This window comes from Klebsiella sp. H-Nf2 (genome assembly GCF_002806645.1).
Classification (GTDB): Bacteria; Pseudomonadota; Gammaproteobacteria; order Enterobacterales; family Enterobacteriaceae; genus Klebsiella; species Klebsiella variicola.
The window spans coordinates 651842-674162 of sequence record NZ_PIBL01000001.1 but is presented as its reverse complement, the minus strand read 5'-3'; the positions used below and the strand labels follow the sequence as shown (position 1 = coordinate 674162).

The 22321-nt window shown below is 56.4% G+C and carries 24 protein-coding genes and 1 pseudogene; 19 read left to right on the top strand and 6 right to left on the bottom strand.

The features are described from left to right. The 6 genes from nthB (at position 1) to CWM58_RS03330 (ending at position 4334) form a co-directional block, all read left to right on the top strand. Positions 1-654, top strand: coding sequence for a nitrile hydratase subunit beta (gene nthB, locus CWM58_RS03355; protein ID WP_012541728.1), 654 nt, complete (start codon positions 1-3; stop codon positions 652-654). Further along, complete coding sequence (locus CWM58_RS03350; protein ID WP_016161022.1) at positions 651-1118, top strand: nitrile hydratase accessory protein; 468 nt, start codon at positions 651-653, stop codon at positions 1116-1118. Before nthB ends, CWM58_RS03350 begins: the two co-directional genes overlap by 4 nt. Next, positions 1115-1324: a CbtB domain-containing protein gene (locus tag CWM58_RS03345; protein ID WP_008804893.1), complete on the top strand. Its 210-nt coding sequence runs from the start codon at positions 1115-1117 to the stop codon at positions 1322-1324. The genes CWM58_RS03350 and CWM58_RS03345 overlap by 4 nt, the downstream gene beginning before the upstream one ends. Before the next feature lie 10 nt (positions 1325-1334). Continuing rightward, entirely contained in the window at positions 1335-2090 is a 756-nt protein-coding gene (locus tag CWM58_RS03340; protein ID WP_016161021.1) for a CbtA family protein, read from the top strand. 4 nt (positions 2091-2094) lie between these two features. Then, entirely contained in the window at positions 2095-2682 is a 588-nt protein-coding gene (locus tag CWM58_RS03335; protein ID WP_012968231.1) for a histidine phosphatase family protein, read from the top strand. Between the two features lie 182 nt (positions 2683-2864). Further along, positions 2865-4334, top strand: coding sequence for an alpha/beta hydrolase (locus CWM58_RS03330; protein WP_047666566.1), 1470 nt, complete (start codon positions 2865-2867; stop codon positions 4332-4334). Between the two features lie 52 nt (positions 4335-4386). On the opposite strand, the gene CWM58_RS03325 is transcribed toward CWM58_RS03330, so the two are convergent. Then, positions 4387-5262, bottom strand: a complete 876-nt coding sequence (locus tag CWM58_RS03325; RefSeq protein WP_016161020.1) for an NAD(P)-dependent oxidoreductase — start codon at positions 5260-5262, stop codon at positions 4387-4389. A 112-nt stretch (positions 5263-5374) separates the two neighbouring features. Further along, positions 5375-6259, bottom strand: coding sequence for a LysR family transcriptional regulator (locus tag CWM58_RS03320; RefSeq protein WP_016161019.1), 885 nt, complete (start codon positions 6257-6259; stop codon positions 5375-5377). A gap of 111 nt (positions 6260-6370) precedes the next feature. On the opposite strand from CWM58_RS03320, the gene CWM58_RS03315 reads away from it, so the two are divergent. After that, positions 6371-7114, top strand: coding sequence for a sulfite exporter TauE/SafE family protein (locus tag CWM58_RS03315; protein WP_012541734.1), 744 nt, complete (start codon positions 6371-6373; stop codon positions 7112-7114). A 5-nt stretch (positions 7115-7119) separates the two neighbouring features. Here CWM58_RS03315 and CWM58_RS03310 read toward each other — a convergent pair whose 3' ends face one another. Beyond that, on the bottom strand, positions 7120-7818 hold the full coding sequence (locus CWM58_RS03310) for a GntR family transcriptional regulator (RefSeq protein WP_012541735.1): 699 nt from the start codon (positions 7816-7818) through the stop codon (positions 7120-7122). A gap of 255 nt (positions 7819-8073) precedes the next feature. Between CWM58_RS03310 and CWM58_RS03305 the strand changes: the two genes are divergently transcribed. The 7 genes from CWM58_RS03305 (at position 8074) to CWM58_RS03275 (ending at position 15513) form a co-directional block, all read left to right on the top strand. After that, a complete protein-coding gene (locus CWM58_RS03305) occupies positions 8074-9612 on the top strand; it encodes a PTS transporter subunit EIIC (protein WP_008804901.1) in 1539 nt (512 codons plus the stop codon). Between the two features lie 11 nt (positions 9613-9623). Continuing rightward, the gene (locus tag CWM58_RS03300; protein ID WP_100680219.1) at positions 9624-10952 is read left to right on the top strand and encodes a 6-phospho-alpha-glucosidase; all 1329 of its coding nucleotides are present in this window, start codon (positions 9624-9626) and stop codon (positions 10950-10952) included. 734 nt (positions 10953-11686) lie between these two features. Continuing rightward, positions 11687-13132: a sugar porter family MFS transporter gene (locus CWM58_RS03295; RefSeq protein WP_100680218.1), complete on the top strand. Its 1446-nt coding sequence runs from the start codon at positions 11687-11689 to the stop codon at positions 13130-13132. Continuing rightward, on the top strand, positions 13122-13565 hold the full coding sequence (locus tag CWM58_RS03290; RefSeq protein ID WP_061154616.1) for a PTS sugar transporter subunit IIA: 444 nt from the start codon (positions 13122-13124) through the stop codon (positions 13563-13565). The genes CWM58_RS03295 and CWM58_RS03290 overlap by 11 nt, the downstream gene beginning before the upstream one ends. 428 nt (positions 13566-13993) lie before the next feature. Further along, complete coding sequence (locus CWM58_RS03280) at positions 13994-14233, top strand: hypothetical protein (RefSeq protein ID WP_008804905.1); 240 nt, start codon at positions 13994-13996, stop codon at positions 14231-14233. Positions 14234-14257: 24 nt separating this feature from the next. After that, positions 14258-14398 carry a hypothetical protein gene (locus CWM58_RS28335; RefSeq protein ID WP_165784128.1) on the top strand — a complete coding sequence of 47 codons (141 nt, stop codon included), beginning with the start codon at positions 14258-14260 and terminating at the stop codon, positions 14396-14398. Between the two features lie 188 nt (positions 14399-14586). Beyond that, on the top strand, positions 14587-15513 hold the full coding sequence (locus tag CWM58_RS03275; RefSeq protein WP_100680217.1) for an alpha/beta hydrolase: 927 nt from the start codon (positions 14587-14589) through the stop codon (positions 15511-15513). Positions 15514-15546: 33 nt separating this feature from the next. Here CWM58_RS03275 and CWM58_RS03270 read toward each other — a convergent pair whose 3' ends face one another. After that, positions 15547-17202 (bottom strand): putative bifunctional diguanylate cyclase/phosphodiesterase, encoded by a 1656-nt coding sequence (locus CWM58_RS03270; RefSeq protein ID WP_100680216.1) that lies wholly within the window; start codon positions 17200-17202, stop codon positions 15547-15549. Between the two features lie 295 nt (positions 17203-17497). Between CWM58_RS03270 and CWM58_RS03265 the strand changes: the two genes are divergently transcribed. The 5 genes and pseudogenes from CWM58_RS03265 to CWM58_RS03245 all read left to right on the top strand — a co-directional run bounded on the left by CWM58_RS03265 (position 17498) and on the right by CWM58_RS03245 (position 20690). Further along, entirely contained in the window at positions 17498-17746 is a 249-nt protein-coding gene (locus tag CWM58_RS03265; RefSeq protein ID WP_008804908.1) for a hypothetical protein, read from the top strand. A 309-nt stretch (positions 17747-18055) separates the two neighbouring features. Next, positions 18056-18274, top strand: coding sequence for a ParD-like family protein (locus CWM58_RS03260; RefSeq protein WP_002904808.1), 219 nt, complete (start codon positions 18056-18058; stop codon positions 18272-18274). Next, positions 18255-19037: a type I methionyl aminopeptidase gene (map, locus tag CWM58_RS03255; protein ID WP_061154619.1), complete on the top strand. Its 783-nt coding sequence runs from the start codon at positions 18255-18257 to the stop codon at positions 19035-19037. Before CWM58_RS03260 ends, map begins: the two co-directional genes overlap by 20 nt. A 128-nt stretch (positions 19038-19165) precedes the next feature. Then, positions 19166-19288 (top strand): annotated as a pseudogene (locus CWM58_RS03250) (helix-turn-helix domain-containing protein); the annotation flags it as partial. A gap of 109 nt (positions 19289-19397) precedes the next feature. Beyond that, positions 19398-20690: a glycoside hydrolase family 10 protein gene (locus CWM58_RS03245; RefSeq protein ID WP_061154620.1), complete on the top strand. Its 1293-nt coding sequence runs from the start codon at positions 19398-19400 to the stop codon at positions 20688-20690. Between the two features lie 16 nt (positions 20691-20706). On the opposite strand, the gene CWM58_RS03240 is transcribed toward CWM58_RS03245, so the two are convergent. After that, on the bottom strand, positions 20707-22029 hold the full coding sequence (locus tag CWM58_RS03240) for a type II toxin-antitoxin system HipA family toxin (protein WP_100680215.1): 1323 nt from the start codon (positions 22027-22029) through the stop codon (positions 20707-20709). Further along, entirely contained in the window at positions 22029-22295 is a 267-nt protein-coding gene (gene hipB, locus CWM58_RS03235) for a type II toxin-antitoxin system antitoxin HipB (protein ID WP_038422544.1), read from the bottom strand. Before hipB ends, CWM58_RS03240 begins: the two co-directional genes overlap by 1 nt. Between the last annotated feature and the right edge of the window lie 26 nt (positions 22296-22321).

The following is a 22321-nucleotide window of genomic DNA, read 5'->3' as shown; positions in this document are numbered from 1 at the left end:
ATGAACGGGATACATGATCTGGGCGGTATGCACGGCCTCGGGCCGATCCTCAACGAGGAAAATGAGCCGTATTTCCATCATGAATGGGAGCGCCGGGTATTTCCGCTGTTCGCCTCGCTGTTCGTCGGCGGACATTTCAATGTGGATGAATTCCGCCACGCCATTGAACGCATGGATCCAGCCCACTACCTGGAGGCGAGCTACTACGAGCACTGGTTGCACGCATTTGAAACGCTGCTGCTGGAAAAAGGGGTGATCACCGCCGATGAACTCTGGGGTGGCTCGACCCCTGCCCCCTGCGCTCCGGGCACGCCGGTGCTGACGCAGGACATCGTGGCGATGGTTGTCAGTACCGGCGCCTCCGCGCGCGTCAGTCACGATATTGCTCCCCGCTTTAAGGCCGGAGACCGGGTTCGGGCAAAAAACATCAACCCAACCACCCACACCCGCCTGCCGCGTTACGTGCGCGGGAAAATCGGCCGTATTGAGACCGATCATGGCGTGTTCATCACGCCGGACACCGCGGCGCACGGTCTGGGCGAACATCCTCAGCACGTCTACAGCGTCAGCTTCACCGCGCTGGAACTGTGGGGCACGCCGCGCCCGGACAACGTGTACATCGATCTGTGGGACGACTATCTGGAGGAAGCATGAGCATTGCGACACAGCATGATTACGCCGCCGTCGGGTTACCCCGCGACGAGGAGGGGCCGGTTTTTGATAAGCCCTGGCAGGCGAAAGCCTTCTCCCTGATCGTCCATCTGCACCGGGCGGGGCTGTTCCCGTGGGCAGAATGGGTACGGACGTTCAGCGAAGCGATCAAGGCGGCTCCGGCGCAACCCGGCGAAAGTGTGAACGATGCCTACTATCGCCAGTGGGCGACAGCAATGGAGAACATGATCACCGCCCTCCACCTGACAGCACCGGATGACATTGCCCGACGGGCCCAGGAATGGCGACTGGCGTATATCAACACGCCGCATGGTCAGCCGATCGTCCTGGCCAATGCCAGCTGTCCGCCGGCGCATAACCACCACTCGCTTCCACTCGGCGTTCCGGTCACGGTGAGCCCGGCACAATCTTCCATCAGCCAAATTAACAACGGAGTCACATCATGAGCGATATCACCCTTACCACCAACACCCCGGCCACTCCGATACCGGTCGCGGCGCTGTTGCCCTGGGCACTGTTTACCACCCTGCTGGCACTGTTAGCGATCTATTTCGTCGGTGCGGAACAAGGTGCGACGTCGATGTTTTCCGGCACCCAGGTGCATGAATTCTTCCACGACGCACGCCATCTACTGGGTTTTCCCTGCCACTGAGGAGGCGGACATGATTGGGAAACTATTATTCAAGGGGATGATAGCAGGCATTCTGGCTGGACTGGTGGCATTTGCCTTTGCACACCATTTCGGCGAGCCGCAGGTCGATCGCGCTATCGGGATTGAAGAAAGTCTGGCCGCTCATTCACACCAACACAGCGCGTCGGCTGACGGCGGTGAAGAAGAGGTGTTTAGCCGTCAAACCCAGTCCGGGATCGGGCTAATGGCCGGCATGGTGCTGTTCGGCGCAGCGCTGGGCGGCGGTCTGGCGCTGAGTTGGGCCTTTAGCTATCAGCGCTTCGGACCATCGAACCCGCGTCTGTTAGCGTTAGGCCTGGCGCTGGTCGGCTTTCTGGTCATGAGCCTGATGCCTGGTCTGAAATACCCACCCAATCCGCCCGCGGTCGGTAACCCGGAGACCATCGGCTATCGTACCGAACTGTACTTCGTCATGATGTTGCTTTCCATCGGCATCGTCATCGCGGCCGCGTGGTTATCACATCAGCTAATACCGCGCCTCGGTAGAGGAAATGCGATGATGTGGGCAACGCTGTTCGCGGTGGCGCTGATGCTCGTGGTTTGTGCCCTGATGCCGACAGTGAACGAAGTGCCCGAACACTTCCCGGCGGACCTGCTATGGCGTTTCCGTATCAGCTCCTTCGGCACGCACCTGGTGCTCTGGAGCGTCATCGGTGTGGCGTTCGGTGCCTTAGCCGAACGCACGCCGGCGACAGGTGTGCAGCGCCCAGCCTTCCGCCGCGGTTAACATCATGAGAGCGTCGCTAACGTTGATTTGTCAGGGAGAAACGGCAGCGTCCCGAGGTTCACATTTCCCCTGTGATGACCCTCTGGAGGCGCGGGAATGGCAGCGGGCGCGTCAGTTACAAAGCCGTGTCGCCCGTTGTCACCGCGTCTGGATCTCCCCGGAGACCGCCGCCCGACAAACTGCCGCAGCGCTCTCTTTACAGGGTACCCCGGTGATGGAGCTGGCGGAACCCGACTACGGCATCTGGGCCGGTCGGCCAGTACGTGAGGTGATGACGCAAGACGCCGACGCTTTCCTGGCCTGGCTGGAGGGCGATCCGCCGCCGGGCGGAGAGTCACGTGCTCAGTTGCTGGCGCGCTGTGGCCGTTGGCTGGCAAAACACGTCGATATTCCAGGCCGACACGGTGTAATTGCGTCGGCCTCCACTATCCGTGCCATGCTCCTCAACGTTCTCGGCGCCCCACTTCACTCATTTGCACGTATCGACGTTCACCCGCTCAGCATCACCGAGTTGCGCAGTGACGGACGGCGCTGGAATTTTTGTTTATTAAGAGATGACATAAAGGGCGAATGTTCGACGCTGTCCCGCTGAAGCCGTCAGCCAGTAAGCGCCTTTGGCCATTGATGGATCCCTCCACTGGTCTTGCATCGCTAAACCCAATGCCATAGAACCGCTCAGCGCGCTTCACGCCCCGTCCTGCGTAAAAAAGTAAATCTCCCTGACCATGTTTATTTATACTCAGAAAACATGTCATTAAGAAAGGAAGCTACGCGTTGAAATGGGTAACCTGGTTAAAACGTATCGTGTTGTCCCTGCTGCTGTTGATCGTTGGCGCTCTGGGACTACGCCTTTATGACATTCAGCGCGGACCCGAGCTGCAGCTCTGGCATACCTGGGTTCCGCATGAGATGGACGCGGATGAAATCGACAATGCTGACTGGAACGATTACATCAACAAAGAGAATGCGCTCTTCAGTGAGGTAAAACGCCAGGTTACCGATAAGCTGGACGCTGAGCAGCAAACCGAACTGAATCGTTACTATAGTCACAGCCCCATCTATCCGGACTCGTTTCCAACCAACTGGAATCGGTCATATATCATGATGCCGGATGGCAAACCGAAAGGCGCCGTGGTGTTGCTACATGGTCTGACAGATACCCCCTACAGCCTGCGGCATATTGCAGAAAATTACCGGCAACAGGGTTATGTCGCCATCGGTATCAGATTACCGGGCCATGGGACGGTTCCCGCCGGGCTGACCGATGTGGACTGGCAGGACTGGCTTGCCGCCACGCGCCTTGCGGTGAGAGAAGCGAAACGACTGACGGGTAATGATGTGCCCCTGCATATCGTCGGATTTTCCAACGGCGGCGCGCTGGCAATGAAATATTCGCTGGACGCGCTGGATAATGCCGAACTGGCAAAACCCCAGCGGGTGATCCTGATTTCTCCGATGATCGGTATTACCAGCTTCGCGCGTTTTTCCGGCCTCGCTGGCTGGCCCGCGTTTCTTCCCGCCTTCTCGAAAGCCGCATGGTTAAACATCATGCCCGAGTTTAATCCGTTCAAATATAACTCGTTCCCGACGAACGCCGCCCGGCAGTCCTTCCTGCTGACCAAAGCGCTGCAAAAGCAGATAGTGACTGACTCGAGAAATCACAGACTTAACAGCTTACCGCCGGTATTGACCTTTCAGTCCGTTGTGGATTCAACGGTCAGTACGCGGGCGATCGTGACGGCGCTGTATAACCGTTTGCCGGAAAATGGCAGTGAAATTGTCCTCTTCGATTTGAATCATGCCGTCAGGTTTAATTCATTATTACGCCGGACGTCTTACACCGCGCTGGCGCGGTTGCTGCCCGCGCCGCCACGCGCTTATCAGACCACGATCATCACTAACTCGAATTCAGCCAGTACCGATATGGAAATCCGCACAACACCTGCCGGGAAAACAGACACCACAGTGGAAAAGCTGCAGGGAATGCGCTACCTGCCGGACGTATACTCCCTTTCTCATGTCGCGCTCCCCTTCCCGTTAAGCGATTCGCTGTACGGGCGCTATCCCCATCCGCTGAATCAATATGGGATCAGCCTCGGCACGTTTGCTGCTCGCGGCGAGCGTTCGGTGCTGGTTGTGGGTCTGGACTCGCTGATGCGTCAGTCTTCCAATCCGTTCTTTCCCTATATGATCAAGCGCATTGACGAAGGGATCGACACTCGCCCGGCTCTCTCCGGGAAATAACTCTTCTCTGGATAAGTGGCCACCACGGCCACTTTTTCCTGAGGATGCGGTACTACGCTTTCGCCGACGTCGACAGCCACTGATATACCGCTGACAAATCCTCTCCGGCATATCCCGCGTCCGCCGCCTGCTGCCACAGTTCGGCAATGTTATCCAGCCCCGGCATGGTGTGCGGCTCGGCCAGGGATAGCGCCAGCCGGGCATCTTTCAGCGCATGCGCCAGTTGCATCTGCGGCGCGAATTGCTCGCTGGCGATGGCGTCCAGTTTGACTTTGACATACGGTGCGGCCAGCGGGCCGCCTTCCAGAGCGCTCCAGAGCTGGTCGGGGGTAAAGCCCAGCGTCTTCGCCAGCCGGGCGCTTTCCGCGATGCCCTGCATCATCGAAATCAGCCAGGCATTGAGGACCAGCTTCATTTTCTGGCTGTTGCCGGCCTCGCCAAACCACTGCGTCCCGCGGGAGATAGCCGCAAACACCTGTTCGGCAGCGGCACACTTTTCACGATCTCCGCTGGCGAGCACCAGGATCTGCGCCTTCTCCGCCGGGGCTTTGGTCCCTGAAACCGGGGCATCGACGAAGGTCATCGCCGGCTGAAGCGCCCGCAGCAAGGCGATAGCCTCCTGCGTCTCCGGCAGGCCGATGGTGCCCATCTGGCAATAGATCGCCTGCGGCTGACAGGCAGGCGCTATTTGCGCCAGTACCTCGAGGGTAGCCTGACCGTCGGCGAGCATACTGATGATCACCTCGGCATCAGCGACCGCCTGCTGCGGCGTGGTATGCAGGGATAATCCCTGCGCCTGTAAATCTTCGCCGCGTGCTGGCGAACGGTTCCAGCCAGCGACGGTAAAGCCTTTCTTCAGCAGATTGCTGGCAAAAGCATGTCCCATGGCGCCGAGTCCCAGCACCGCGACCTTTGGTAATGTACTCATCTTGTCTGTCCTGATTCGCGTGTTAATAAATGTCGGACGTCTACTATCGCATCTCTGACACGGATGTCAGTAGCAATAACCGCCATAAAAAGTGACGCTGTCACTCATGGTCTCACGGCTGTCGGAGCCACGCCAGCAAACGGCGCATCGCTGGCATCAGCCGGGCATCATCCTGATAACACAGACACAGGCGGCGCTGTGCCCAGCGATCCTGCAGCGCGATGACGGCAAACCGGTAGCGCTGCTGGTAGCGTTCGGCAATGACGCGGGGCAGGATCGCCCCGCCGGCGCCGTGAGCCACCATCTCGCAAAGCCCTTCAAAATGGCTCATCCGGACCCGGACGTTTAGCCCCTGGCCGAGCCCGGCGGCATGTTGTTCAATATGCTGCTGCAGTGCGCTGGTCTGGTAGAGGGCGACCAGCGGCTCGTTGATGACCGCCGCAAACGCCACTTCATTCGCGCCGGCCAGAGGGTGAGTCGGCGGCACAATCAGCACCAGGGGATCATCGGCGACAGGATCCAGATGCAGCGGCCCTGGGTCGACCGCATCGGACACCACTCCAGCCTGCGCCACACCCGCCAGAATGCTGCTGACGATATCCGCGCTGGTGCGCTCTTCGGTGTCGATTTGCACCGCCGGATGCGCTGCCATCCAGGCGGCGAGCTTGCCCGGCAGAAAAGCCGACATCGCCGAGGTGTTGGCGAACAGCCGCAGCGTCCCCTGCTGACCGCGGGCGAAGGCGCTCATCGCCTGGCGCAGACGCTGCTGCTGCGCAAGAAGCGGGCGTGCATGGCGCGCCAGTACCTCCCCGGCCTCAGTCAGCGTCACGCCGCGAGCATGACGCTGCAACAGGGGAACACCGACCTCTGCCTCCAGCTTGCGCACTCTTTCGCTGGCGGAGGCCAGGGCCAGATGGGCCATGGCGGCCCCACCGGTAATACTGCCGCTATCCACGATGGCGATAAACAGTCGCAGATCGGCCAGATCCATCCGCATCACACCCTCCCCACCCTTCGGTTTTCCCGTAGTCTTAGGGCAACATACCGCATTGTGGCTTTAGCGACCAGTGGTTTCAATGTCCCTTTCTATCCTGAAAAGTGAGCCATGATGTTCGATCTCCACATCTTTTATTTACTGCTGATCTTTATCGCCGCCGGACTGGTCAAAGGGGTGACCGGCATGGGATTACCCACCGTGGCGATGGGCCTGCTTGGTCTGCTGATGCCGCCGCAGGCCGCAGCGGCGCTGCTGGTACTTCCCTCGCTGTTAACCAATCTCTGGCAGTTGCTGGCTGGCCCCGCGCTGGCGCAGATTGTGCGCCGCCTCTGGCTTATGATGACCGGGATTATTATGGGAACGCTGGCGGGGTCGTCACTGCTGATCAGCCTCAATCCTCGGTGCTCAGCGCTGGCGCTTGGCACCGTGTTGATAGCCTATGCCGGGTATGCGCTCTGTGGCCCGGCGTTGCAGGTTTCCGCCCGCGTGGAGAAGTGGCTGTCGCCGCTCATGGGCGGTCTGACCGGCGTTATCACCGGGGCGACCGGGGTATTTGTTATTCCGGCCGTTCCCTGGCTGCAGACGCTGGGCTTTCGTCGAGACGAACTGGTGCAGGCTCTGGGGTTGTCGTTTACCCTCTCCACCCTGGCGATGGCGGCCGGCCTCTCCCTGCACGATGGCTGGCATGCTGATTCGCTGCTGCTGTCGGGGCTGGCGCTGTTGCCCGCGCTACTCGGCATGTGGCTGGGACAGTGGATCCGCTCGCGTCTCAGCCCGCGACGCTTTCGTCAGGGCTTTCTGCTGTTCCTGCTGGCCCTGGGAATGGAGCTGATCGCCAGGGGATGGCTGACCTGAATCCGCTAGCGGCGGGTAATGTGCTTCACGTTGTACTTACTGGTGTTCTGGTAGATCTCTGAGAAATCGACGATCGCCCGGTTTTGCGCATAACTCACCGACTGCACCCGCAGCAGGAGGCTGTTTGGCGCCACCTGCAGCAGCTCGGCCTGCTCGCGGGTCGCCAGCACCGGCGTATAGCTGCGGTGGCTCTCGATGATGGTGATATGACACTCTTTTTTGAAATAGTTGAATTTAGACTGCTCGAGGTTACCCACGCTGAGCCAGGGAAAGGTGGCGAATGGAATATAGCTGTTTTCCACGAGGATCGGGACCTCATCAATCAGCCGCAGCCGCCTGACGTAGTAAACTTTTTCCCCCGGCTGGATCTTTAACTGCTGGGCGATGGCCGGAGGAGCATCAAGCAGCGTGAATTCAATGACTTTGTTACGGTAGTTGGTGACGCCTACCACCTGCATCTGGTAGTTAAAGCCCTCCAGTTCTCCGCCGTGATAGTTACTTTTACGCACAATGCAGGTTCCGCTGCCGTGCCGCCGCGCGATCAGCTTTTCCTCCTCCAGTAGCGCCAGCGCTTTGCGCAGCGTCATCACCGAGACCTGCAGCTCCGCAGCGAGCGCTTTTTCGCTGGGCAGCATATCGCCTACGGCATAGTCGTCGCTGTTGATGCGGGCCTTCAGTTCAGTGGCAATCTTTTTATAAATCACTTTTATATGTCTCGCTAAGATGGCGCTCGTCAAACAGATAAGTGAATAACTTAATGTAAATAAAAGATTATTTTTACATTTCAGCGAAAATTTCAACACTAACTCATCTATAAATCTCGCCATATTTATATATCTGTCCAGCAACAATATATATGACTTTCATCACAGATGGCCCTTTTCCTGCTCGGGATCCCGGTGGTCTGCTCCTAGTCTGAAAAGCCTATTCATCAGGTCTGCGAAGACGAGAGGACAACCATGATTGGCGTGAAAAAGCTTCAGGACTTTTCCAAAGCAATGATCGGGCCGGTGCTATATCTGCCGGCTATCGGCCTGTTGATCGCCCTGTTCAGCATGACCACCAACCGGCTGTGGGTGGATGAAAGCAGCGCGCTCTACCTGTTGGGGAAATTCGTCTCCAGCATGCTCTGGGCGCTGATGAACCATCTCGGGTTTCTGTTCTGCCTTGGGCTGGCCAGCGGCCTGGCGAAAACCCGCAAAGCCGAAGCGGCCTTCGTGGCGGCGATGACCTGGCTGGTGTATCTGGCGGCGAACAATAGCTGGCTGACCCTGACCCATCGCCTGGCGTCCGGTGCCACCAACGCGCAACTGTACGGCAGTGGACAAACCTTTATCTTTGGTTTTCAGGTCATTGATATGGGCGTGTTCCTTGGGATTATCCTTGGCTGCGCCGTCGCCTTTGTCCACAACCGCGTGGTCGGCATTGAGTTTCGCGGCGCGCTGTCGATCTACGGCAACAGTAAGCTGGTGCTGATCGTAATGCTGCCGCTGGTTGGCCTGTTTGCTATCGCCACCGTCTATCTCTGGCCGGTGGTTGAGCTGGGCATTTCGGCGCTGACCGGCTTTATGAAATCCTTTGGCGCCATCGGGGTCTTCCTGTACGGTTTTCTCAACCGGTTCCTGATCCCGACCGGGCTGCATCATCTTATCTGGTCGCCGTTTGTCTTTACCTCCATCGGCGGACAGCTGCTGATTGATGGTCAAACGGTTATTGGCGCCAAGCCTATTTTCCTTGCCGAAATCGCCCGTCATCCCATCGGGGCGCTGAGTGATTCCGCCCGGTTTTTAACCTACGGGATGGTGAAGATCTTCGGCACCGCCGGCATGGCGCTCGCCTTCTACCGTACGGCGAAACCGGAGAATAAGCAGCGGCTTAAAGTCACGCTGATCCCCTTAATTGTGACCTCCGTTCTGGTGGGGATCACCGAACCTTTTGAGTTTCTCTTTATCTTCACCGCCCCGCTGCTGTGGCTTATCTACTCCCTGCTGGACGGTTTTTTCCAGATGCTGGCCTGGCTGCTTCACGTGCGGGTCTGCGCCACCAACGGTCTTATCGATTTTGTCGTCTATAACCTCCCTGCCGGCGCCAGCGTGACGCGCTGGCCGGTATTTGTCGCCCTCGGCCTGCTGGAGACCGCCACCATGTACCTGGTCGGCACCTTCTGTATTACCCGTCTGCGGATGCTCACCCCGGGCCGTGAAGCGGCTGCCGATGCGGAGCCTTCCGAGCAGACGGGCCAGGCAAGCGAGATTGCCGATAAAGGTACGCTGGTGATAGCGGGCCTGGGCGGTAAAGAGAATGTCTGCGTAGTGGAAAACTGTTTTACCCGTCTGCGGGTCGATGTGCGCGACCCCGCCCTCATCCAGCAGTCGCTGTTGAAAGAGAGCGGCGGGAGCAGCGTGCTGATTAAAGGCAACCATGTCCAGGTGATCTATGGCCTGGGGGTTAACAAAATTCGAACGGCGGTCAACGCCAGTCTGGGTGTTACTGAATAACGAGGTGGTAAATGAAAGATAATTTTGTGGTCACGATTGCCGGCGGCGGCAGTACTTATACCCCTGGGATTGTGATGATGTTGCTGGAAAATATGTCGCGCTTTCCCCTGCGGGAGATCCGTCTGTACGACAACCATCACCAGCGTCAGAAAACGATCGGCGACGCCTGCGCTATTCTGGTGGCAGAACGCTTCCCGCAGGTGCAGTTCAGCTATACCACCGATCCGCAGGCGGCCTTCACTGACGTCGATTTTGTGATGGCGCATATTCGCGTCGGTCTGTATGAAATGCGGGAAAAGGATGAAAAGATCCCGTTAAAATATGGCGTGCCGGGACAGGAGACCTGCGGTCCGGGTGGGATTGCCTACGGCATGCGCTCCATTGCCGGGGTGCTGGAGCTGGTCGATTATATGCAGCAATACGCTCCGAACGCCTGGATGCTCAACTATTCCAATCCGGCGGCCATCGTCGCGGAAGCCACCCGTCGCCTGCGACCCGACGCGCGCATCATCAACATCTGCGATATGCCGGTGGCTATCGAGGGGCTGTTTGCCGACATCCTCGGCCTGCCGTCGCGCAAGGCGCTGAACGTCCGCTACTATGGCCTGAACCATTTCGGCTGGTGGACCCGTATCACCGATAAAGCCGGTAACGATCTGATGCCGGCGCTGAAGCGTCACGTGGCGGAACAGGGATACAGCAGTCCAAAAGAAGATTTTCAGCATAAAGCGCCAAGCTGGATCGAAACCTTTAAAAAGGTGAAGGATGTGTTTGCCCTCGATCCGTCGACACTGCCTAACACCTATCTGAAATACTACCTCTATCCTGACTATGAGGTGGCGCACGCCGATCCAGACTTTACGCGGGCGAACGAGGTGATGGCCGGACGTGAAAAAGAGATCTTCGATATGGCCCGGGAGATTACCCGTCGCGGCACGGCGGAAGGCGCGCATTTTCATGCCGGGGCCCATGCCACCTTTATCGTCGACCTCGCCTGCGCCATCGCCTTTAACACCCAGGAACGGATGCTGTTGATCGTGGAAAACAACGGGGCGATCGCCAACTTTGATGAGACGGCGATGGTGGAAGTCCCCTGCCTGGTGGGCGTCAATGGCCCGGAGCCGCTGGCGATGGGGAAAATCCCGTCGTTCCAGAAAGGGTTGATGGAGCAGCAGGTGGCGGTCGAAAAACTGGTGGTTGACGCCTGGGTTGAGGGTAGTTACCAGAAACTGTGGCAGGCCATCACGCTGTCGAAAACAGTGCCCAGCGCCGCGGTGGCGAAAGCCATCCTCGATGAACTGATCGTCGCCAACGAAGGCTACTGGCCCGCACTGCACTGATCTTTTTCGTGATGGGTAAAATGCAGAGGATCCCCCTTCTCTGCATTTTTACCCAGCGTTCCCGCCGGCCACACATTCATCCTATAACCTCCCCCACGGGCTTTCTTCCCCTCCAGACCGATGCCAGAAGGCCGCCCATCCTCGTTTTACCCTGATCACAGTAATGAAATATAAATTCTATTCTTAGATATTATGGCGTAAAAATGTGATCTGCGTTGTATTCTTTGATTTACATTAACCCACTGAAAACAACATCATTATTACCGGAATGTAAATTTAACCTGGTTTTCATGGGGATATGCGCCCTGTATCCTTTGTGATTGGCTTCATGCATTTACCATTCTGCAACACCAATTTGAAATTAAATTTTCATAATGTGATCTTGTTGCATGTTCATTCCATTTCTTTATGCCATATTCATGTCACGCTAAAACACCGGAACGACAGCAACGAGCCACGCCAGGGCGCTGTCCACCGGCAGACGTCGGTGCATCCGGCGCAATTAAGACCGCTAATAACCCGAAAGGAGAACGGATATCGACTACATCCATGTCAACACCAAGCCGTAAACCTCTTTGACCGCCATTGCTGAGCGTACCCTGCCATGTGCTGAGCAATTACACAAAGAAGAAAAATCATTTAGTTCAGTTAGATACGACAACACAGGCGTAATAAATCCTGACTGGGGAGATGTATTTTTATCTTGTGTCGTTCAATAAAATAAAGGGACTACCATGTCATTTATAACAAACCTGAACCAGCAACAGAGAAAACGACTTCATCAGATCACCTTAGTGGCCACCTTCGGCGGCCTGCTTTTCGGTTACGACACCGGCGTAATTAACGGCGCCTTTTCCTCACTGAAGCAGTATATGGCGCTGACCCCGACCACCGAAGGGCTGGTGATGAGCGTCCTGCTGATCGGCGCCGCGCTGGGCAGCGTGTTTGGCGGCAAGTTTGCCGACTTCTTCGGCCGGCGCAAATATTTACTCTTCCTCTCCTTTATTTTTCTTATCGGCGCCCTGCTTTCCGCCGCGGCCCCCGATATCACCACCCTGCTGATTGCTCGTGCCCTGCTGGGCTACGCCGTCGGCGGCGCGTCGGTCACTGCCCCCACCTTTATTTCGGAAGTGGCGCCTACCGAGATGCGCGGCAAACTGACCGGCCTGAATGAAGTCGCCATCGTCATTGGCCAGCTGGCGGCGTTTGCCATTAACGCAATAATCGGCATTATCTGGGGCCACCTGCCGGATGTCTGGCGCTATATGCTGCTGGTACAGGCCATTCCCGCTGTCTGCCTCTTTGTTGGCATGTGGCGCGCACCGGAAAGCCCGCGCTGGTTGATCAGCAAAAACCGCCACGAGGAAGCGCTGCATATTCTCAAACAGATCCGCCCGGCGGAACGCGCGCAGAAAGAGTTCGACGACATCTCTACCTTAATCAAAATTGAAGCTGGCAATAAGTACAGCGCTCAGGGCACCTTCACCACTATTCTCAAAACACCCTGGATCCTCAAAATTTTATTGGTGGGCATAGCCTGGGCCGCACTGCAGCAAACCACCGGCGTCAACGTCATTATGTACTACGGCACGGAAATTCTGAGTGCCGCCGGCTTCTCAGAGCGTACTTCGCTGATCTGTAACGTGCTGAACGGCGTCTTCTCCGTCGGCGGTATGCTGATTGGCGTGCTGTTCCTTGTTGATCGTTTTAAACGTAAGACGATCATTATCTACGGCTTCGCCATTATGGCCACGCTGCACCTGATTATCGCCGCTGTCGATTACACCCTGGTGGGCGATCTGAAAGCCACCGCCATCTGGCTGCTGGGCGCGCTGTTCGTCGGCGTGATGCAGGGTTCCATGGGCTTTATTACCTGGGTGGTGTTAGCCGAACTGTTCCCGCTGAAATTCCGCGGGCTGTCGATGGGGATCTCGGTATTTTTCATGTGGATCATGAACGCGGTAGTCAGCTACCTGTTCCCGCTGCTGCAGGCGAAACTGGGCCTTGGGCCGGTCTTCTTCATCTTCGCAGCCATCAACTACTTAGCGATTCTGTTCGTGGTTTTCGCCCTACCAGAGACCTCCAATAAATCGCTCGAGCAGTTAGAAGAAGAGCTGTCAGCGAATCATGAGGGTAAAAAATCTACACGTCTCACCAGGGAGGTTGGCTATGATCGATAACATCACGCTGGATAATCTGCACATCGGCTGCAAGGCCAGTAATAAAGCCGAAGTGATCGCCATGATTGGCGCGGAGTGTAAAGCCAAAGGGTATGTGAATCAGGAGTGCGTTCATTTTCTGCTGGAGCGTGAACATCAGGTCTCCACTTTTTTGGGGAATGGCATTACCCTGCCGCATCTGCCGAAATCAGCGGCGGATATCATTCTCAAAACCGGCATTGAGATCTTTCAGTTTCCTGATGGCGTTATCTGGGATCGCAGCAACGTGATGTTTATTGCCATCGGCGTCATCGCGAAAGAAAAAGAGCATATTGATGTGCTCAAAGAAATTGCCTCGATATTTAGCGATGAGTTGATCGCTAACGCGCTGTCATTAATTTCAGACAAAAATGATTTCCTGAAAATTCTGCAACATAACGCCTTGCCTCATTAGGTATGACGCCAGCCGGAGCTGAGGCTCCGGCTGTTTCAGACCACTTCCGCAAGCAGCCAGCGGTTAATAGTGAATAGCTTTTAATTTAGCTGGTGATAGAGCCAGATAAAATAATAACAATGGAAATTAATGCCATTTCCTTAAATTGATTGAGGAGAATATTTCACCGCTTCAGGAAATTAAAAAATTCAATCAAAACAGTTAGTTTTGTGTTTTTATTCGCTTATTCTCTCTCCTTTCCATTGCCATCCCGCGATCGCCGCATGCCAGTGATTACTGCGCTATCCCATTAATATTGATTTATATCAATACCTCGTCGGGCGTTAAACTGCATTTTACAGCGCGATTATTTTGGCAAGGTGTATACGACATTGGTTTTACGACTTGGATATTTCTTTAGCCGTCCCTCAAGTCTGTGGGGATGGTTGATGTGTAACGCGCTTAACGGTATCGCGATTGTGCTCTGCTTTCGCGCGATAAGCATCGTGACGGGTTTTAGCGAAGTGGTCTGGCAGGTCATCATCACGCTGGCTATTATTATATCAACCTGGTACAGCGCTAATTATTTCGCTGCGCTGGAAGCTCGACGCGATAAACGACGCTTTCTGCTGCTGGCCTGGGTGGTCATCACCATTCTGTTAAATTTCATTCACCTTGGCGGTGGTTAACGCTGTTAATGCAAGGATCATCTCATGACGCTGGCGATGCTGTTGGTACTTATCAGTCATCATAAAGGGCTGACGCTGTTACTGATCGTGGTTATTGCGCTGGTGCTTATTGCGCTCATCCCACTGGTAAAAAGGCTGTTGCGTAGCATCAACGGCGATCCCTGACCGTGCTCTGATGGCCGCCGACAGGCGGCCATGTATTCTCCGTTTTGACGTCTTCCGCCACCAGCCCTGCCCGGCATTCCACGCTGACCCAAATCCACAAAAGAAATGAGAACCATTATCAAACAAGCTGTGTTACCGTGTCTGCCCAACAACAATGACAGCTCAAAGAATACAGGGGGTTAGACAAGGTGAAGCGGAATTCAGTGAGCATCCGGGCACGCGGGCTGCTGACGCTGGCGGTTGGCATGCTCTTCTACACTAGCAGTAGCGCCGCCCGGCCGGACCTTCAGCCGCTGGGGCCGAACATCGCAGATAAAGGGTCAGCGTACTATCATTTTACGCAACGTCAGTATGACTCCGCCGATGGGGAACGCCACTACCGGGTGTGGACTGCCGTGCCGGACAAAGCCCCGCCCGCCGCCGGCTATCCTGTGCTGTATATGCTGGATGGTAACGCGGTGATGGATAAGCTTAACGACGCCTTTTTGCAGCAGCTCTCCGCCGGCTCCCCGCCGGTGATCGTCGCTATCGGTTACCAGACAACGCTACCCTTCGATACCGCCGCCCGGGCCTGGGATTACACTCCGCCGCTAAAGACCTTCGAACCGCGAGCCGGGAAACCCGCGCTGCCGCCGCGAAAAACCGGAGGTAATGACCTGTTTCGTCAGTTGCTGACCGAAACGATGGTGCCGCAAACGGAAGCTCACCTGAAAATAGATCCCCACCAGCGCGCGATCTGGGGCCACTCCTACGGCGGGCTGTTTGTGCTCGACGCGTGGCGGAAGACCTCGCTGTTTCACCTCTATTATTCGGCCAGCCCGTCACTGGGCCAGACGCAGGAATCTCCGCTGAAGGGCAGCGAAGCCTTAAGCGCTACCGCCTTCTCCGGGAAATCGCTGTATCTGCTGGAAGGTGATGGCAAAGCTGCCCGAGAACCGACCGGCCACGTGGCTTCCCTGAGTGTTTTGCGGCAAACCCAGCAGCAGCTGGCCGACAAAGGCCTGACGGTGGCTTTCTGGCGCTACCCTGGTATGACGCACGGTCAGATGTTTGACGTCTCGCTGCAGTCGGCTCTGCTGCATCTTTCCGGGCAGGCTCCGCTGGCGCATCAGTAATGACGCTACGCCCACCCGCAGCCGGTGGGCGTATCAGGACGACGGAGGCAGGTGTTTAATATCCACCGGCTCGCCGAACAGAAAGCCTTGCATCTCGTCACACCCCTCCTCTTCGAGGATCTGCAGTTGCCCGGCGGTTTCCACACCCTCGGCGATAAGCGGCGTATTAATTGAGTTTCCCAGCGAGATGATAGCCCGCACGAATGAGCGGACCTGGGGATTACTCTCCACATCAAGCATAAAACTGCGGTCGAGTTTAATCACGTCGAAATGGAAATCGCGCAGCATGCTCAGGGAGGAGTAGCCGGTACCGAAGTCATCGAGCGCGATACTGATCCCCATTTTTTGCAGATGATGCAGGACGCTAAAGGCCAGCTGCTTATTGACGATGAACGCCGTCTCCGTCACTTCAAACTCAAGGAGGCTGACCGGATAGGCAGTACGCATCAGGATCTCGCGGACTTTTTCGATAAAGCTGCGGTGACGCAACTGCACCGGCGAGATATTGACCGAAACTTTTCTGTTGAGACCCTTTTCCAGCGATTCGTTACACACCTGCTCGAGCACCCAGTAGCCTAAGGGCACAATAGCGCCGCTCTCCTCGGCAATAGGAATAAACACATCGGGCGGGATCGACCCCTGCTGGGGATGCTGCCAGCGCAACAGCGCTTCGTAACCCGTGATCCGGCGATCTTTAATATTGCGGATCGCCTGATAGTGAAGCGAAAATTCTCCTGCATGAATACCGCGCCGGATGTCGGCGGCCATCATATTGCGCTGCCGCGTCTTGTCATCCATCTCGCGCTCGTACCAGCAAATTTTGGTGTCGAGGCTGCTTTTCGCCCGGTACATGGCCAGGTCGGAATTGCTCAGTACCGTATTAATATCCGTGCCGTCCTCCGGGTAGACCGAGATGCCAATGCTGGCGGAGAGAACCACTTCCGTCGCGGCAAACGTCTGCTTACCGCTGAAGCAGTGCCAGAGTCGGGCGGCAAAGGCATCCACTTCACCCTCATCAGCAAAAGGTTTAACGGCCACAAACTCATCGCCGCCAAAGCGCGCGACCATCTCCTCCTTCTGCAGCGTTTTCAGCACGGCGCCTGCCACACGCTGCAGCAGCTGGTCACCAATCAGATGGCCCTGCAGGTCATTAATCTCTTTAAACTTGTCTAAATCGATGGTGAAAATGGCAAAGCGGCGGGCATCATTACCGGTGATCAGCTTTTCCACCCGCTCAAAGAACTCCACCCGGTTAGGTAAACCAGTTAGCGCATCGTAGCGCGCCATCCATGCGATGCGGTCGTTAATCGCTTTTTGTTCACTGATGTCACGAGTGATTTTGGCAAAACCCAGCAGGGTGTTCTGCTCATCGCGGATGGTGTCGATCATGACGTGCGCCCAGAATCGGGAGCCGTCCTTGCGGTAACGCCATCCTTCACCTTCGAACTGCCCGCTACGCAGGGCGATTTCCAGGTTTTTCGCGGGTACGCCGGAGAGTTGCTCGGCTTCACTATAGAACAGTCCGTAGTAGCAACCGATGATCTCGTCGCTCAGGTACCCTTTTGCCCGGCGAGCGCCCTCATTCCAGCTGATGACCGTACCGTCGGTACTCAACATGTATATGGCATAATCTTTAACACTTTCAATAAAGTGACGATAGGCAATGTCCGTCAGGTGTTCATTACTCATGGTACAGCGCTCTCTGTGGCTCGGTCGTGGCAAAACGCACTAGATATAGCAGAACAACGCCCATGATGAATACAAGGTGAAGCGTTTTGTTGCCGCCTTTCTGGCCCTGGCAACCGCAGATAGCGCGGCGGACAGCTCTGTTAAGCGTAGTGGAATCCACTGCGCCGGGTGATGACAATCTGACGATTTTTGCACTTAGGTCGCCCACTAATAGTTACTATTATTGATTAAAAAGTTTGATTGAAAGAATAAATAAAAGGAGTAATGTTAATAATACTTTCTATGGAGGTTAAATATGTTGCGTGATTATTTAAAAGTGGAAAAAGAAGATCAGCTTGTTGAACAACAGAGCCGTCATGACAATAGCCAGCATTATTCTGCGGTGACTGAATGGGTTATTTTGAGTAAAGATGGTCAGCGTAAAGGTCGGGTATCCCTGTTCGACCGTTTCACCACCCGCCGCTCCTGGAGCGACAGCTTTCGCATTACGCAGTTCGATAATGCGGGAAAAGTGGTGGTGGATAAACTCACTGACGCGCTGTAAATCCCCCGGATTCCCGGCCTGACGGGAGAATATTCATACGCAAAATTAACACCTGCATAAAATATAGTGATGCGCCGCGCTTCGCCGCCGTCATGTTATTTTCATTCTGCATACCGATAATCTAATGGGTATTTTCGCCATGGTGAATGGCGCGAATGATTAACCCAAAAAAAATGCTGAAAATAAGCCCGCTGGTCGGGCTTTTTTGCGTGGGCCTCTCGCCTCCCACCCGTCACGACACAGAATGCCCATGACATCCCGTGCCGGTCTGTATACGATACATATACGAATCATATATGGACTGTCTCTATGGGAATCGTCAAAATCTCCGATCTGCTGCACGATGATATTCGTGATGCCAGCAAAGCCATGTCCCGTTCCGTCAATGCCCAGGCGGAATACTGGATCCGTCTGGGCATGATGAGCGAGCTCTACCCTGAGCTTAACCACCAGCAGATCAAACTGCTGATGCTGAAATCCGGCTCTGACCGTCTGCTGGAGGTAATCAATGCCATCAATAATCATTAAAACCGCCGATGAACTCGCGCGTCAGCGCCATGCCGGCCAGCTGCTGGCGTCGGTGTTTGATATGCTGGATACCTTTATCGTTCCCGGCGTAACGACGATGGCGATTAACGATCGAGTGGAAGATTTTATCGTCAACCAGCTGCAGGCCCGCCCGGCCAGCAAGGGGCAATACGATTTTCCCTATGTGTTGAACACCTCCATTAACGATGTGGTGTGCCACGGGATCCCCAAAGCGACCGAACATCTGCGCTCCGGGATGATTGTTAACGTCGATATCACCCTGGAGAAAGCGGGCATGATTGCCGACTCCAGCAAGATGTACCTGATAGGCGACGTCTCCCCGCTGGCCCGCCGGCTGGTAAAGACCACCTATGAAGCGATGTGGAAAGGCATTGAGGTGGTAAAACCTGGCGCGACGCTGGGCGATATTGGCCACGCTATTCAGCGCTGGGTCGAGGACCATGGCTACAGCGTGGTCAGGGAATACTGCGGTCACGGCGTCGGTCAGGAAATGCATGAGGAACCGCAGGTGCTGCATTACGGCCGCCCCGGGGAAGGCGCCGTGTTGCGCGAAGGAATGGTGTTCACCATCGAACCGATGGTGAATCAGGGCGACAGCCGCATCAAAACCAAAAAAGATGGCTGGACGGTCGTCACCCGCGATAAAAAACTCTCCGCGCAATGGGAGCACACCGTGGCCGTCACCGCCAACGGTTTTGAGGTGCTGACGCTACGCGACGACGAGCAGTCGCGGATCCGCTGAGTTTTCGTCTCCCGATATACCGGCATAGCCGACGTTTCTCGCTGGCGAGTACCGCCCTTCGCCAGCGCACTTTTTATTTATGCTCGCCCTGATCGTGCCGCAGTGGATCGTCTTTACCGGCGAACGTTAAACAGAACCTGTCGCTGCTCAAGTCGGGAAAGGTCAAAGGCATCCGCTTTGATACTCTGTCCCGCCTCTGCGAGGCGCTGGAATGTCAGCCCGGTGATATCCTCGCCTGGGAACCCGACTAAGGAATTGCTCTGACCAGCGAATCGTAAGAGAATAGCGGCTCTACGCGACGATCTGATTACACGGGAGTTCATCATCAGCCATTCTCGTCGATTCCCCTTAGCCAGCAAAGTGGCGCTGGCCGGTGCGGCCGTCATTGCCGCGGGCATGCTTTTCAGCTGCACCAGTAAGGCCCCTAAATCCCTTGTCACGGCGCCGAACACTACCGCCGTCAAAGCCAGCCAGACGCACCGGGAGCCGGTACGCGGCGTGTGGCTCACCACTGTTTCGCGCCTTGACTGGCCGCCGGTCGGGTCGATTATCGCCAGCACGCCGGAAAGCCGCATCACGCAGCAGAAGCTGGCGCTGATCGCCAAACTCGATAACCTGCAGCGCCTGGGTATCAACACCGTCTTTTTCCAGGTGAAACCCGACGGCACGGCGCTCTGGCGGTCGGATATTCTGCCGTGGTCCGATATGCTGACCGGCAAAATCGGCGAATACCCCGGCTACGATCCGCTGCAGTTTATGCTGGATGAAGCGCACAAGCGCGGTATGAAGGTTCACGCATGGTTTAACCCCTATCGTGTCTCGGTCAACACCAAACCGTCGACCATTGCCGAGCTGAATAACACCCTCACGCAGGTGCCAGCCAGCGTGTTCGTCCTGCACCGTAACTGGATCCGCACTGCCAGCGATCGCTTTGTCCTCGATCCGGGCATTCCCGAAGCACGGGACTGGATCACTAGCATCGTCGCTGAAGTGGTGCAGAACTACCCGATTGACGGCGTGCAGTTCGACGACTATTTCTACACCGAAACCGCCTCTTCACCGCTTAACGACAATGAAACCTTCCGCCGTTACGGGCAGGGTTACGCCTCGAAGGGCGACTGGCGTCGGCATAACACCCAGCAGCTCATTGCCCAGGTTTCCACTACTATCAAAAAGCTCAATCCGAACGTCGAGTTTGGCGTGAGCCCGGCCGGGGTGTGGCGCAACCGCTCGCACGATCCGGCGGGGTCGGATACCCGTGGCGCGGCCGCGTATGATGAGTCCTATGCCGATACCCGCAGCTGGGTGCAGCAGGGACTGCTCGACTACATCGCGCCGCAGATATACTGGCCGTTTGCCCGCGATGCCGCGCGCTACGATGTGCTGGCCAACTGGTGGGCCGAGGTGGTTAAGCCGACGCATACCCGGCTGTATATCGGCGTGGCGCTGTACAAAGTGGGTGAGCCGTCCAAAAATGAGCCTGACTGGACGGTGGATGGCGGCGTGCCGGAGCTGAAAAAGCAGCTCGACCTCAATGAAACTCTACCGCAGATCCAGGGCACGATCCTGTTCCGCGAAAACAATCTCAATCAGCCGCAAACCCGGCAGGCGGTCAACTATCTGCGCAGCCGCTGGGGGCAGCCGCAGAGCTAACCGCCAGCCGGCTTCGCTATAACGCCTGCAGCCCTTGCTGCAGGCGGGCATGCAGCTTCAGCATATTTTCCGTAATGGCCTGCCAGACGTGGGCGGAAAAGTCCGCCGGCAGCGTCCGGCGAGCGCTTTCGATAGCCTGCGGCACGCGCTCGGCAAACTCATGAAGGATCGCCAGCATCTGCTCCCGGGGAAAGTTCACCGCTTTGGCGGTTGCCAGAAAATGACGCGGATAGATAGCGTTAATCTCCGTTTTCCGCCCTTTTGTGGCATTGAGCCCCATCGACAGCTTCAGATCGCGCAGATGCAGTCCCGTGCCGCCCAGCACCGGAAACGCCGAAATGATGTCGTAGAACGGCGTTAGCCGGTAGCTACCGCCGGGCAGCAAAAAGAGCGAGAAGTTCTTCGCATGCCCGTCCGTTGCCCCAACCAGCCACTGAAAGACCATGAATTTCATAAAGGCATCGCGATCTTTCAGGGCTTCACTGGAGCCCAGCAGAAAAGCCATGATTGCCGCAATACCCGGCCCGCCGTCAGATTCATATTTCATCGACGACGGTATGCCAAAGGCCTGACACAGATCCTCCTGCGGCAGACGCAGCAGTACCCGTCCCTCCTGCGCCCAGCGCCGATCAAAGCGGGTCACCGCCAGCGCGCGGATCCGCGGCGTGGTGATAATCTCTGCCTCTGGCACCGCCAGGCCCAGTTCCCTGGCCAGCGCCAGGCACAGAAACTCGTTATCCACGCTTTCACGCAGATCCAGCGTCGCATTAGGCTGCTTTATCTCGCCGATGGGCAGTTTAATAATATGCGTGGTCGGCGTGGTGCCCTGCGGAATACACCAGTGCTCGCCCATCCGCAGCAGCGCCGTTTTCTCCTGGGCGCCGGCCACCGAGATACGAAAATCATCCTGGCCGGTAATCATCCCGAGGGGGATATCCGACTGGTAGGCGGTCAGCAAAGCGGTCAGCTGGGCCTCGTCCAGCGTCTGCCAGCGCAACCCCTCGAGGTGTGCCTCTTCCCCTGGCGGTAGCAGGGTCACCGCCCCTACGCTATCCCGTCCCACTTCGGCCAGCAGATCGAACGGCTGCTTCGAGCGCGCCTGATAGCGCCTGACGATCCGATCGCGAACCTGCGGGCTGTCGGGCAGCAGATTATCAAAATAGTGATACACCGCGTCGGCGGTGATATTGCCATACTGCAGCGGCAGCGAGAGGGAGAGCGGTCTGGCGCGCGGGCTGCGCAGCCACTCTTCGTCATAGCGAAAACTGTGCGCCCCGTTAGCCTGGCGGGTTAAGGTTCCCACGCGCACATTGTTCATCCAGGAGGTAAGCGTCGCCATTACCAGTCAAGGTCCGTGTTGTTATCGGGAGCCGGCGCCGTCTCTGTGGCTTTGGCGTTCAGCGTCATCACCACCCCAAGCGACTGGAGGATCTTAAACAGCGTGGTTAAGGTGGTTTTGTCGGGGTGATTTTCAAAATTGGACAGCGTCGCCTGCTTAATACCGATCCGCCTGGCCAGCGCATCCTGGGTCCAGTGGTTCTGCTGGCGCAGTAGCTTCAGATAATTGGCCAGCTGCACGGGACTGTATATCTGCGGGGAAGTCATCGCCTTGTTCCTCACTATCATTTATC